The sequence below is a fragment of the Azospirillum sp. HJ39 genome (assembly GCF_041507355.1).
GTDB lineage: Bacteria > Pseudomonadota > Alphaproteobacteria > Azospirillales > Azospirillaceae > Azospirillum > Azospirillum thiophilum.
The window spans coordinates 803,507-817,808 of the sequence record NZ_CP167905.1 but is presented as its reverse complement, the minus strand read 5'-3'; the positions used below and the strand labels follow the sequence as shown (position 1 = coordinate 817,808).

Here is a 14,302-nt window from a genome sequence, read left to right as displayed (position 1 = left end):
TTGCTCGACAACACCTTGCTCGACATGGTGCGCCGATATGTGCGGGCGCATGCAGACCGGAGCGGCATCGTCCGGACGCCGGTTCCGGGCCTGACGCTCATCCGCGAGACATCCGCGACGGCGTTGCACTATGCCATCAACAAGCCGCTGGTGGCGCTGGTGCTGCAGGGAACCAAGCGGGTGACGATGGGCAGCAGAACCTTCGAGTTCGGCGCCGGCGAGTCCCTGCTGATCACCGCGGATGTTCCGACCGTCAGCCAGATCACCCGAGCCACCGGCGGCTCCCCCTACTTCTCGCTCGTTTTCGACCTCGACCCGGCGGTGATCGAGAGTCTCGTCGTGGAGATCGGATCGGTGCCGTTTGCCGCCGGCGCGCCGATCCGGGTCGATCCGACGGACAGGGAAGTCGGTGATGCCGCCTTGCGGTTGCTGCGTCTTCTCGATCGTCCGGCGGCGGTGCCGATTCTGCAGCCTCAATTGATCCGTGAGATGCATTACTGGTTGTTGTGCGGCCGTCATGGCGGCGCCATTCGCAGCCTGGGCGTGGTCGACAGCCACGCGCGGCGCGTGGCGCGGGCGGTGGCGCTCATTCGGGCCGATTTCGCCAAGCCACTCAGGGTGGAACGGTTGGCGGCCGTGGCCGGCATGAGTCCATCCACGCTGCATGAGCATTTCAGGGCCCTCACCTCGCTGACGCCGCTCCAGTTTCAGAAGCAGCTCAGGCTGATCGAGGCACGCCGGATGATGCTGGCGGACGGGGAGACGATCAGCAACGCCGCCTATGCGGTGGGCTATGAGAGCGTCTCCCAGTTCACACGGGAGTATGGCCGCCTGTTCGGGCTGCCTCCGGCCCGCGACATGAAGGCGGCCAGGACGCGGATGCAGCCGGCTGCATGAAATTCGCGGCCTGGAAGCGCCTGTCCGCGATCAGATGTTCTGGCCGCCCGATATCTCGATCCGCTGCGCCGTGATCCAGCGGTTCTCGGGGCCGAGCAGGCTCGCGACCGCCGGACCGATATCGTCGGGCAGCCCGACGCGGCCGAGGGCTGTCATCGCAGCGAAGGCCTCGTTGTAGGCCGGGGTGTCCCGCACGGCCCCACCCAGGAAATCGGTTTCGATAGCGCCCGGTGCAACAACGTTCGCCGTGATGCCGCGGCTGCCGAGCTCCTTGGCCATGTAGCGCGTCAGAATCTCGACCGCACCCTTTGCCGCCGAATAGGCGGAGAAGCCAGGATAGGCGATCCGGGTCAGGCCCGAGGAGAAGTTCACGATCCGGCCGCCATCGGCCAGGAGCGGCAGAAGGGCCTGCGTCAGAAAGAACACGCCTTTGACATGCACGTTGAACAGGCTGTCGAACTGCGCCTCGGTCGTCTCGGCGATTCCGGCCATGTCGCCATGGCCGGCGTTGTTGACGAGATGATCGAAGCTGTCCCTTCCCCAACCCGTCTTCAGGCACGAACGGACGCTCTCGACGAAGGCCGGGAAGGAGGAAAGGGTGCCGACGTCCAGTTGCAAGGCGATAGCCCTGCGCCCGAGGCTCTCGATTTCTGCGACGACGGCCATCGCCCTGTCGGCGCCGTCGCGATAGGTGAGGATGACGTCACCGCCGTGACGCGCGATGCCGATGGCGGTATTGCGGCCAAGACCGCGGCTGCCGCCGGTGACGATCGAAATGCTGGTCATCGATATCCCCTGTCGAGGTGAGCGTTGCGATGACCGCAGCATCGTCGACCGGGCGCCCGCGAAGTTGCCGGATCGTCGGTGGTTCTTGCCTGTTCCTGCGGCAGGGAAGCGTCGCGGCCGAGCTGTCCACGGCGATCACAAGATCCAGGCGCAGGAGCGGCGCCGCCGTGCCCGCGAAATCGGCAACGGCTCCCATCGGGTCGTGACCGTCCATCCCTGCCGGCGGATCGGCAAGCTGCACTGCCGGCCCGCCCATCCGCGTGCCGATCGCCTCGGCCGGCGGGTACAGGTACGGGATGCCGCCGGGGACCTCCAGTTCGGTGCCGAGCAGAGGCGGATGGCTCGGCTGCCTGCAACCGTCACCCGGCTGTCGGCAGGGGCGGCTGCACATAATCGAGATCCAGGGTCAGGGTGCCGAGATGCACCAGTGGCATGGTCTGCCGGGTCAGATCCGACATGATCCTCAGGTCGAAAGCGAGACGGCCATCGGTGCCGGACGGCAGGTTGGTGGCGAACCACAGGGATATGGCTCCCGCCCAGGCCTCGATCATGGCGTCCAGCGTGCCCTCGCCGGTGCCGGAGATCGTGACCGACAGCGGTGCCTGCATGAACACCGGCAGTTCGACGGTGGCGAAGCTGGTCTTGGCATAGCTGTAGACGGTCCGGACCTGGATGGACAGGGTCGGCAGGGTGACGCCGGTCAGCAGGGCGGTGAACAGGTTGGCGAGCTGGCCGGTCAGCGTCCGGCTGACCGGGCCGGTGCTGCTGCCGATGGCCGCGATGTCGATCGCCTGGGCCCAGTCGACGCTCGGCAGCACCGGGTTGGCGAAGGTCACGTCCGGCGTGGTGTACACGAAGCTGGACGCCGATGGCCGCCCGGCCACCAACTCCTCGTTTCGGGTCAGATAGACGCTTGTCTGGGCGTCCTGGCGCTGGAGGATGTTCATGCCGGGCAGTTCGATCGTCCGGTCGGCGATGGATTGGCCGTCGCTGGCCGGCAGGTAGTCGTTGCCGGTGCCGAGCCGGCGGTAGACGTAGCTGTAGGTGTCCGCTGCCGTGCCGTCGACCCGGACCGCCTCATAGCTGTCCGGTGCGACCAGGATCGCCGGCACGCCGATGCCGTCCGGCGGCGCTCCGACGATGCTGACCAGCAGGGCATCCCGCGTCTGCCCGTAATCGACCGACGATTCCGCCACCGTGAAGGAATAGCTGAGGGACGGATCGCCGACACCGGACGAAGGCGCGGAACTTGCGACGCGGAACGAGCCGCCGCCTCCCGATGCCTCGACGATGCCGCCGACCATCTGCAACATGCTGTCGAGCGCCGTCGCGGCGTTGTCGATCTGCAGCTTGCCCTCAGCATCGGCGGCGTCGATCGACGCATCGATGCCCGCCAGCCAGGTGTCGAGGTCGGCCTGGACCGAGGGGAACACCGTCACGAACTGGGCCAGGGCGTTGAAGGCATCCAGGAACGAGGCGAAGGCCATCATCGGCGAGGCTATGTTGAACTCCACCGTTGCGTGGACGCGGTCCTGGGGATAGTGGTAGGGCAGCGAATAGGTCGCATCCAGCGTCCAGACCAGGATCTCCGAAAGCTCGTCGGCATCGGCCTGCGGGGTGCCCGTCGCCGTCTGTGCCGGCAGGTCGGGGGTGGTGGGGAAGCTGCGCAGGACCATCGGGACCGGGAACCGGCCGAGATCGACGGTCAGCGGGCCGGACGGCTGGGAGATCACGAAGCTCAGCCAGCTCGACGCCTCGTAATTCTCGATGCCCGACAGGCTGCCGATCTGGTGTTCGATGCTGCTGCCGTAATAGCGCAGGTTCAACTCGATCTCGGAGACGGCAGCCCCGCTGTCGTCGTGGAGGATGCCCGGTGCCGAAACCATGACGGTCAGCGGCTGGGCCGCCGCCGTTTCCAGCGACAGCTTCGGCGCAGACAGCGACAGGGTCGAGGCCAGCGGCGTCGAGGCGCCGGAGGTCACCGTCATCGTCAGCGGCGGCTGGATCGGCCAGCCCAGGGTGTCGGTCACCGCGCCGTCGACGGTGACGGTGGTCGTCCCCGCTTCGACATCGCCGTTCAGACTCAGTGTCACGCTCTGCCCATCGGAGGCGATGACCGCCCCGACGACCTCCAACCCGCCCGACAGCGTGTAGGAGCCGGGCGACCCGGCCTGGTCGGCGGCCATGGCGGTGCTGAACCAGACCGTGACCGAGCGGGCCGATTCCTCGGCGACGGTGGCGGCGGTCATCTGGGGATTGACCGCCGTCGCGCCGTAGAGGCGGGGCGGAACCTCGTCCCCGGTGACGGCGCCGGAGACAGCGGCGGTGAAGCCGAGCGCGGCCTTGACCGTATAGGCGTTGGAGAGCTGGGCGAGCAGTTCCTGATAGAAGGCCTCACGCGCGTCCGCGGGGTCGGCGCCGGCCTGATCGGCATAGACCGGCTCCATCAGCTCGCTGGTGATGGCGGCCAGATCGTCCTTGTAGTCCAGCAGCGTCTCCAGCCGGCCGCCGGGAGAGAGCTTGTCGAGGATCTGGATGGCGGGCAGGAATTTCGGGGTCAGCACCGCATCCACCGCCGCGAACAGCTGGCCGGTCCAGCTGTCCATGTCGACGTTGGTGAAGTCGGTGGGAACACCGGTCTGCGACAGGCCCTGGCCGGTGGAATAGCGGTAGATCGGGACGCCCGACCGGCTCTCCAGCCGGTTCGACACCGGCCTTGGGGCGAAGATCGCCGGATCGTCCGGCGGCGACGACAGGGCATAGGAGATCGCCTGTCCCGCCGACTCGCCCACACGCACCGCCCAGACGCTGTTGTCGGCGGTGCTCACCGACGCAGTCCGGTCGGCGCCGGTGGCCACGCGGATCAGGAAGCTGCCCGGCTGGGACAGCGCCTCTTCCATGGCGGCGGCGAAGGCCGACAGGGCGAGGCTGCTGCTGGTGTCGCCCTTGGTCAGGGGCGGGACGATGGTGGAGGCGCTGCGGATGCCCGCCACGCTCTGCAGGTCGCCCCAGACGCTGCCGCCGGTGCGGGTGACGGTGAAGGTCAGTTGCAGCTCGACGATCTGAGCCTGGGTGACACTGGACGCCGTGATCGGCAGGGCGATCTCCTGGGCGGGCGGCGGCGCCGCGACGCCGGTCCCGAAGGTGGCGCGGTCGGTGACGAAGGCCAGGATGCTGGTGGTGCCCCCGGTGCCCCCGGTGCCATCGAACAGCCAGGTCTTCAGCGCCGTCACCTCGTCCGCGGACAGCGGCGTGACCAGCGGACTGCCGTCCTCATCCACCAGCAGCGACATCGACACCCCGAGGCTGATGCCGTTGGGGTCGTTCAACTGGTTGCGCAGGCTGCTGTAGGTCCGCTGGGCCTGGGCGGCGCTGGACTGCACGCCCGATCCCCGCGCCTCCACCGCATCGGGATAGGAGAAGCCGGCCCAGCCGGACACCCCATCCCCGGTGGCGGTGGTCAGGCCGTTGACGGTCAGCATCGCGACGTCGCCATCGGCGAAGGCGGAGGCAAGGGTCAGCAGGACCGACAGGCCGCCGGGCTGAAGCACCGCGGACGTCAGATCCAGGCTGACCGAACCGTCATCGACCGTCAGGCTGTAGTTGGCGGCGCTGGCCGCGCCGGCGGGGTCCAGGGGCTGGGTGAAGGTGGCCAGCACCGTCGTCGCCGTCTGCGGCACCGCCATCAGCAGGCCGTCGTAGCTGGCCTGCGCGAAGGACAGGGTCAGGGTGATCCGGGCGCCGCCGCCCTCTGCGCTTTCCACCAGCCAGTTCGACGACAGGGTCGGCCATTGCCCGAGGCCGAGCAGGGCGTCGGTGTAGCCGACGATGACCGGCGGCTGGTTGTATGGTCCCGTGCTGCCGGCGGATGCCTCCGACAGGGTGGTGTCGATCTGGTTGCCGTAGAGATCCTGCCAGGAGAAGGTGACCTGGAGGATGCCGCCGACGCCGTCATAGGGGCTGTCGCCGCTGCCGGTGCGGGCGTAGGAGGAATAGGGGATGTTCTGCCGGAACTCCCAATCCGGCTCTCCGGCGGTCGCCACCTCCGGAGCCGCCACCTTGCCGAAGGCGGCGGTTGTCATGCTGCCGTACTCCTCTCCGCCGGTGTCGTCGTCCGGCGAGGTCGGGCCGAAGGGCAGGCTGACCGGGCTTTCCGTGAAATCGGCGTTGCCGTAGATCCGGCAGCCGAGAAGCGAGACGTCGTTCAGCAGATAGGCCGTCGCCCAGGCGGTGTCGGTCCCGCTGGCCGGGGTTGCCGCCTCTTCGGGCGGCACCTCGCGCAGGGCAAGCAGGGCGGCGGTGCCGACATCCACGGTGCCGGTCACCGTGACCGGACCTTCGGGCAGGACCACCGTCCGGCCGGTCCACAGGCCCGCCACCGATCGGTTGTGGCTGGCGAGTGCCACCACATCCATTCCGTACCATCCGGCGATGTCCTCCAGGCTGGCGCTGTGCGTCGAGGTTCCAGCCGTCAGCGACAGGGTCGGCAGCCGGATGGCCAGCGGGAAGGCGGCCGGATCGGGCAGGGTGCCGCCGTTGGCCGCCTGGAGGGCGGCGACGCTGGTGCCGAACCGCGTGGCGATGCTGGCCAGGGACTGTGGGGAGCCCGGCGGCGGCTGGTAGAGCCCCTCGCTCACCGTCAGCACCGTGCCCGCTGTCAGCGCCAGCCCGGCGTTGGCTTCCGCCAGATCGCCGAGATTGGCGAAATAGCCGTAGGCCAGATCCGCCAGCGTGTCGGCGGCGGTGGCGGTCACGGTGAGCGGAGGATCGGTCTGGGGATCGGCCTTGGCGTTGACCGAGGCGCTGCCGATGTCGAAGCCGCCGCCGGTCACCACGGCGTTCATGTAATCGGTCAGCCGGTTCTGCTGCGCCGCTTGCACCGGGGCAGCATAGAGCACCATCGCCGTCAGCGACGCCTCGCCCTTGTCGTTGAAGGCGTCGTCGGGCAGGCCGCGGGCGTCGGTCTGGTCGTAATAGTAGAGATAGAAGCCGCCCGACCGCGTGATGCTCGCCTCCCACAGCAGGCGCAGGAAGTCGAGCTTGGTGTTCAAGAGCCCGAGCCCGGTGGTGGCGGTCGCGGTCAGGGCGCGCGCCGTCATGCTTGCCGGCGGGTTGGTCTGGGTCGACAGGTTGGCCTGGGAAATCCCCATGGTCACCGCCGCCTCCGCATCGCTCTGCAGCCCGCCGCCCATGACGAACGCCACCCGCAGGCTGGCGATGGCGCCATTGTCGCTCTGCAACTGGTCGAGCAGGCGTTCCAGGATGACGATGCCCTCGTCGTCGGCGCCGATGACCTCGTAGGTGGTGGCGGAGGCGGGGCTGCCCTCGATGGCCGGCACCTTGCGCACCGTGAAGGCGATGGCCGAGGCCCAGCCATAGGCGCCAACCGGCCCGTCCACCGTCGATCCCGACGCCTCGTCGTAGCGGCTGAGGATGATCGCGAAGCGGGGGTCGATCCGCCGGGTCGCCGGGTCGGGCAGGGCGGTCAGGCTGTCGGGCAGCGTCCACAGCCGCAGCGTCTGATTGCCGTCGCCGGGGATGCCGTTCGGCAGGTCGACCAGATCGGCGCTGAGCCACGCCGTCATGCTGGACAGCGGATAGGTGGCGGCGGTGCTCTGCGCCACCGCTCCGGTGCCCAGCGCCAGCAGCGGGATGTCGAGCGGGGCGGTGAGGCAGGCTGCGATGCTGGTGATCCGGTCGGCATCCGCGGAACCGGCGGCCACCGTGATCGACAGGGTATCGACCGTGGCGCCGGCGGCATCGGCGAAATGCAGCCAGGCCGGCCCGGCGGCGCGGGTCAGCTCGACCGTGAAGGGCGTCGCGGTGATCGCCGCCGGCAGCGGGATCTGCTGGCCGGTCAGGGCGAACAGGCCGGCGAAGGGCGGCAGGGTGAGGGTGCCGCCGATGTCGCGCACCCACATGCCGGCGGTGTTCGGCGTGATGCCGTCGGTCGGCAGGCGCAGCCCCTGCAGGTAGTAGCGCGAGGCCATGCCGGACAGATTGGCGATTGCCTGCGACCGCTGCGCCTCGTCGATCAGGGCGGCGACCTGATATCGGGGCAGGTGCGGCAGGTCGAGCGTCCCGATGTCGGTGCCCGAGGCGTCGGTGAGCGCGAACAGGCCGGCAATGGTCCGGTTGGCGGGCAGGGTGCCCAGCGCCGCCGCCGTCGTGCCGTAGCGCGCGGCGATGTCGGTCAGCGTGTCGCCGTCGGCGGTGACGATGGCCAGGACCGGCAGTGCCAGCACCGCCACGGTCGCCAGCAGGTCCGTTTGGGTCAGCACTCCGCTTTTCGCCAGCAGGTCGTCCAGGCTGACGCCCAGGCTGTGGGCGACGTCGCCCAGCCCCTGGCGCGGCTCGACCGTGACCGGCGCCTTGTCGGGGTAGGCGACCTTGGCGCCTGTCCGCAGGATCTGGCTGCCCGCATTGGCCAGCGCGAGGGCGGCCGGGGTCAAGCCGCCGGCAGCGAACGGCTCGCGCTGCGCGATGGTGGTGAAGCTGTCCCCCGACAGGGCCGAGGCGGTGATCAGCGGCACCAGCAGCGCCGCGCCGGAGGCCGGCAGCCCCGGCTGGTCCAGCACATCCGCCTCGCTCAACAGATCGGCGAGCAGCGCATCGAAGGCGTCGGCGATGTCGTAGAGCGTGTCGCCGGCGGTGACGGTGCAGGTGGCCGGCTCGTGACCGGGCCAGGAGACGACGGCCCCGGCGGTGAGGATGCCGGCCGCCGCCGCGTTGGCGGTGGCGAGGCTGCTGCCGGTCACGCCGTCGGCGGCATAGTCCAGGGCCAGATCGTTGAAGCTGGGCGACGGGACGGGGGCCGTCAGGATGGTGCCGATGCCGAGCGTCTTTCCGGCGGCCAGCGCGTGGGTGGGATTGGCCGTGAACAGGTCGGCGACGCTGACCGCAGCATCCCCGAACAGCTGGCCGGTGCTATTCACGGACTCGACCAGCGCCTGGGGCGTGGTGGCGGCGTCGATGGGGTGGGTGAAGTCGCGCAGACCGTCGCGCATCGCCTGGATCATCTGGCGGGCGATCAGCAGCATGTAGTCGCTGCGGATCCACTCGGCCATGGAGGTGCTGTCGTCGGTGCCGCTGTTGCGGGCCGCCATCGCGGCCGTGTCACCGCTTTCCTCGCTCTGGACGGCCAGCGCGTTGAAATAGGCGCGCAGCTCCGCCAGCCCCGCCGAGGAGATCGCGTTGTAGTCGCCGAAGGCGTAGGAGACGCCGTCATAGTCGGCGCCATAGGCGGGCACCGTCATCGTCACCGCGCCCGGCATCGGGAAATAGGTCGCGGTGGCGGATCCGTCCTCGTCCGGCGGCAGCGCCACCGTCATGACGAACTGGCCGTCGAAGAACGGGTCGATGGCGTCGATGGGAATAGGGGTCGGGTTGTCGTCGGTGCTGACCAGGGTGGTGTCGAGCAGCGCGTCGAGGTCGGCCTCGGCGATCACCAGGGCATCGACCTGATCGCTGGTCAGCGGCGCCGGCTGGATCGCGGCGATCACCCAGCGCGCCACCGCCTTGGCCAGCGCCTCGAACGAGGTGTCGCCCGTATCCGTGCTGGTGGTGGTGCCGTCGGATGGGGCGACGCTGTCGATGAACAGCATGGCGACCCAGCAGGGCGTCTGCGTGGAATCGTCCGGCCATTCGTTCCTGGCCCCGGTCAGCCCCATGGCGGTGTAGCCGGACAGCGGGGCCTTGCGGTCGGCCGGCTGCAGGTTGGTCCAGGTCGGGCCGCTTTCCGCGGTCGCCAGCAGCGTCCTTTCCGCCGATTGGGCCGCCGGCCGGGCCGCCTTTCGCAGCGCAGAGGTGCGCAACGCCGCCGGGCGGCTCAGCAGCGACGCCGTCTGGGTCGTGGTCGTGGCGGCCACCTGCCAGGGCGGCGTGCCGGTGTTGGCGACGGTGAAGGATTCCTTCACCCTCATCGAGAAGCTGAAATGCAGGGTGATCTTGAACAGGCCGAGGTTGATGCGCACGCTGGCCTTGACCTTGACCGAGGCCAGGACGGTGAAGGTCATCGACACGAAGCTCTCGTAGGCGAGCTGGACCATCACCGCGATCTCGACCGAGACCGAGGCCTTGATGATGCCGAAATCGACGCTGCCGTCCAGCTTGCCGAGGATGCCAAGCGTGCCGGACAGCTTGAAGTAATAGGCCCCCTGCAACTGCCCGGCGGGAAGCGTCGAGCCGGCGCCGTCATAGGGGTTCCAGGTCGCCAGCACGCCTTCGAGGATGCCGAACACCGTCAGGCTGAAGGAGGCGCTGAGGATGCCGTACTCCACCGACTTGCCGAGGCCGAGCTGGAGGCCGAAGCCGAAGACCAGGACCGGATTGAAGGTGCCGTTGGTCGCCACGGGTACCAGCGAGGTGGTGGCGCTGGACAGCTTGCCGAAATAGAAGCCGCCGGACCCCAGCATCGGGATGCCCGGCGGGATGATGGCCTCGACGGTGAAGGAGCGGCTGAAGTCGTTGTTCCAGGGGAACCCGACATCGATCTGGAAATCGCCGTTGGTGTAGACCGAGATGGCGAATTCCGGCAGCGTGATGGTGTAGGCGCCGACATCGATGCGGCGCATGATCGTCGGCAGGGCGATCTGGGCGGAATAGACCCCGACCGTATCGCTGATCTGGCGGTAGATGATCTGGAAATCCAGCCCCTTGAACACCTTGGCCATCGAGCCGTCGAGCGCCAGCCGCAGGGCGTAGAAGTTGGGATCGTTGAAGACGGTCTGGAGCGTCAGGAAATAGCCGGTGCCGGTGTCTCCGGCCCCCTCCTCCTCGCTCAGCTTCAGCACGCCGAAATCGAGCCCGACCATCCAGTCGGACGCGGCGTCGAACACCAGGGGCGGCAGGGTGCCGGGGCTGGGGTCCGGCAGGGTCGTCATCAGCGCGATGGCGTCCTGCACCGTGGTGGCGTCGGTCAGCCCCTTGACCGTCACCCGCTGTCCCAGCGCCATCATGCGCAGGTCGAGATATTTGTTGCCCTGGCCCGGCGGGGCCGGCGCCGCCCCCGGCTCGCTGGCGTCCCAGGGGCCGAGCGTGCCGGTGTCCCCCTGCGCCCCGTCACCGATGTTCCAGGTGAACAGCCCCTTGAGCGAGACATTGACGCCGCGGTCCTCGCCCTTCGACAGGTAGGAGGCGGAGATGCTGTCGATGCGGGCGAAGCCGAGGTCGAGCGGCCCGATGGACAGGTCGAAACTGACGCGGTTGCGGCTGCTGTCCTTGGGGTTGAAGACATAGACCAGCGACACGCCGCTCAGGCTGATCTGGTTCACCACGTCCCATGGCGCTTCCAGGGTGAAGGACGAGCCGGTCAGCCATTCGATCATGGTCGCGATCAGCGACCCGACGGTCACAGTGTCGGTGAAGCCCAGTTTCGACGTGTATTCCCCGGTCTTGGCATCGTAGGAGACCGTCCCCGACAGCATGCCCCAGGTGATGCCGAACGAGGTGGCGCCGGGCTGGTAATCGTACCAGACGGTCAGCGCGATGCCGTTCCACAGCCAGTCCAGATCGATGCGGCCATAGGATTCCAGTTTCCCGTCGGTTTCCTCCGATGCGCGGCTTCCGCAGTTGAACCGCCCGGCGACCTTGATGTCGGGGATGAAGGGCACGCTCCACGGTCCGTCGGTGCCGCCCTCGAACGACCACGCCCCGGTGCCGGTGTCGAAGGACAGCGCCAGCCCGGCGATGCCGTAGGGGTCGGTGCTGCCGGTATCCCAGCCCAGGTAATAGTCGAGCAGGGCGGTCAGCGACACCGAGGTGCCGTCGGTCTGCTGGCCCGCGAAGGTCCAGGCGCCGGGAAGCTCGAAGGTGGCGCTGAGACTCAGCGAGAATTCCGCGGCCGTCTCCGGCAGGATGACTGTGGTGCCGCGCAGCGTCACCACATAGCGCCCGTCGCCGCCGCTGGTGTCGACCCCCAGCGTCTCCAGCTCGAACAGGGTGACGTCGCCGATCGTCACCGGCGCCTGGAGCAGGGCGTCTGCGGTCACGCCGAAGAAGCCGGTGGTTGGGTAGACGTAGAAATTGAACCCGGTGACGGCGGCATCCACGTCCAGCACGGCGCCGAGCAGCTTGACCAGATCGGCGATCATGATCTGGCCGTCGGTTAGCGCGCCGGATACCTGGAACTCCGGATATTGGGTGCTGATGGTCACCGTGCCGGCACCGATGGTGAATTCGCCGGTCGCATTGATCTTCCAGCTCCGGTTCGCCAGATCGCCGGGCGCGGTGATGGTGTAGACGACGGTGGGGGTGAGCGCGATGGCCGGATCCTTCAACAGAATCCACGGCGAGTCCGTCGAGAAGGTGAATGTCAAATAATCGATGGCGACATCGGTCTGGTTGTAGACGAACTGGGCTTCCCGCAGACCGAAACCGGACAGGGCGTTGAGCGGCGACGGCAGGCTCTGCACGAGGTTGAGGCCGCCGGCCATCTGGAAGAAGCTGCCGATCGAGGGGTAGGGCGCCTCGAACACGCCGGTGACGACCCAGCGGTTCTCCTCGACCGGATAGCGGATCTCCATGGCGAGCGTGGCGCCGCCGACCACCGTGCCGACCAGGCCGCCCTGCACCGGCGTCAGCGCCTCCGTCACCGTCAGGTCGAAGCCGGGATCGGCGAACTGGATCCACGGAGCGCCGTCGATCGACCAGACCTGTGTGGCCCGGCAACTCAGCCTGGACAGGATCGGTCCCTTGTTGGGAGCGGTGAACACAAGACCCAGCGAGAAGGGGGTGCCGAAAGCCAGGGTGGAGGCGTCGGCGACGGACACCTCCGTCACCTCGCCGTCATCGTCCTTGGTCTCGGTGATGTCCTCCAGCGCAACCGTCACCAGGAAGGTCGATCCCACGACGGGCCGCCAGAAATCGGCGAATTCCGAGCCTGCCATCGCCGCCAGCAGGTCCAGCGTCCCATCGGACCATGCGGCGGTCAGGCTGTCGTAGATGCCGGCCAGCGTCGTCGTCGAATCCTCTTCGACGGACAGGCGGGTCCGGGACGGCGCCGACAAGGCGACGATATTCGGTTCCTGCTGAACCGCGGTCTGGGATTGGTAGGCGATCAGTCCCAGCGTCAGTTTGTCGTGAATATCCTGTGAATAATATGCAAGAAGGCCCTGAAAATATGCACTGAGATCGCTGTGGGCGTTGTTGAGGTCATTCATAAAAGAAACAATGGAATCAACGTTGCTCTCTAAATCGGCCGCCGGGCTGAACATCAGGTAATTATTGTAGGAAAGGCGAATTTTCTCCGCGGTTTGATTGCATCTCGTTGGGAGTCCTGCCGGAAGATCAACCGGGGGAGCGCTCGGGTAATTGTTGCCGTTCTTTCCCTGCTTCGGCATCTGGAAATAGGGGGTGCCGAGCGAAATGACCAGGCTCGATGTGCCCTGTCCTTCAAAGAGCGGTGGCAAGGGCGATGTGAACAGGCAATTATAGACGTCCTGTGGCACGCTGCCGATGGCGACCATCAGAATTTCGCCGTTATTGAGGCTGTTTATTTCCTGTGAAACGGTCTCGGCAGTGAACCCGTCTTTGAGCAGTTTCACGTTCGCGCTTGCATGATTATCTTCTTTGTATTTGTCCAGTTGGGTTAGGAATTTATTGAAGTTTATCTTCTGGTTCTTGGTGGTCAGGTCATATCCATAATCTTCTTTTATTCTATTGTTCAGGGTATCCGTTGACCCGTCGGCGCCCGATATGTATGGATCGAGGTAACGGAAGTTGTTGGCATCGAATTTGTTCAGCAGGGGGATAACGATCGGCGGCCCCTGAAATCCCAAGCTTTTCTGATAACTGCCGCCGATGACGGCGATGTTCAGCAACATCTCCGACACATCGAACTGGTGCAGCCCATAGGCTGGCCAGATCGGGGCGCCACGATCCGTGCTGGCGGTCAGCAGGCTCCGGGCATAGCCGGTGCTGGTGGCCAGGGTGGGATTCCAGTCCTGCCCGCAATACCAGTCCCAGACCGCCGGGGAGACGGTGGTGACCGCAGCCGCGTCGAACTTGTAGGGCAGGAGGTTGATGGTGTTCGACAGATCGCCGATCCGGACCGTGGCACGTCCATCGTCGGGATGGAATTCGATCTGGCTGGGAACGAAGCTCCCGTTTTCCAGCCTCCAGGCGAAGGGCTGCAGGCGCAGGAACGCCGTGACATTGGTGGTTTGGGCGTAATTCGCCGTCAGGTCGTCAGCCCCTCCGGTCACTCCGAATGCGACACGCGCGTTCAGCTTGTCGCCCGGCGCGCTCGCTTTGATGAACTGGATGTCCTGGCAGCTTCCATAGGCGATCGTGGCATCATCGATGACGCGCGGATCGAGGCCGGTCAGCAGCAGCCCGAGCTTGCGGGCGGTGTCGTTGATCCCGCCTTGCTCATTGGCCGTCGGCGCCCAGACGATCCGCACCTGGCCGGTGTAATGGTACAGGTCGATCAGGCGCTTCAGCAGATGGATGGTCGTGGCCTGATGCCCCATGTTGGGGGTGTTGTCCACATAGACCCGGATCTGCTGCTGGGCGTTGAGGAAGGTGCCGAAGGCCGCGGCGCCCTCGGTGGCCTGCTGTTCGCTTTCGGGGGCGCCCAGCATCAGTTGGGCGAGAAGTTCGGTGAAGGACATGGCGTTTC

The 14,302-nt window shown here is 67.2% G+C and carries 4 protein-coding genes; 1 reads left to right on the top strand and 3 read right to left on the bottom strand.

Translation table 11 applies throughout. From position 1 onward, the window contains the following. Positions 1 to 897: an AraC family transcriptional regulator N-terminal domain-containing protein gene (locus ABMY26_RS04225; RefSeq protein ID WP_372394250.1), complete on the top strand. Its 897-nt coding sequence runs from the start codon at positions 1 to 3 to the stop codon at positions 895 to 897. A 30-nt stretch (positions 898 to 927) separates the two neighbouring features. Here the strand turns inward: ABMY26_RS04225 and ABMY26_RS04220 are convergent, their stop codons facing one another. From ABMY26_RS04220 to ABMY26_RS04210, 3 genes are read right to left on the bottom strand one after another with little or no spacing between them, the layout of a single operon-like run. Beyond that, positions 928 to 1,683 carry an SDR family NAD(P)-dependent oxidoreductase gene (locus tag ABMY26_RS04220; RefSeq protein ID WP_372394249.1) on the bottom strand — a complete coding sequence of 252 codons (756 nt, stop codon included), beginning with the start codon at positions 1,681 to 1,683 and terminating at the stop codon, positions 928 to 930. After that, positions 1,601 to 2,074, bottom strand: a complete 474-nt coding sequence (locus ABMY26_RS04215) for a hypothetical protein (RefSeq protein ID WP_372394248.1) — start codon at positions 2,072 to 2,074, stop codon at positions 1,601 to 1,603. The genes ABMY26_RS04220 and ABMY26_RS04215 overlap by 83 nt, the downstream gene beginning before the upstream one ends. After that, positions 2,043 to 14,294: a LysM peptidoglycan-binding domain-containing protein gene (locus ABMY26_RS04210; protein WP_372394246.1), complete on the bottom strand. Its 12,252-nt coding sequence runs from the start codon at positions 14,292 to 14,294 to the stop codon at positions 2,043 to 2,045. The genes ABMY26_RS04215 and ABMY26_RS04210 overlap by 32 nt, the downstream gene beginning before the upstream one ends. Positions 14,295 to 14,302: the final 8 nt, after the last annotated feature.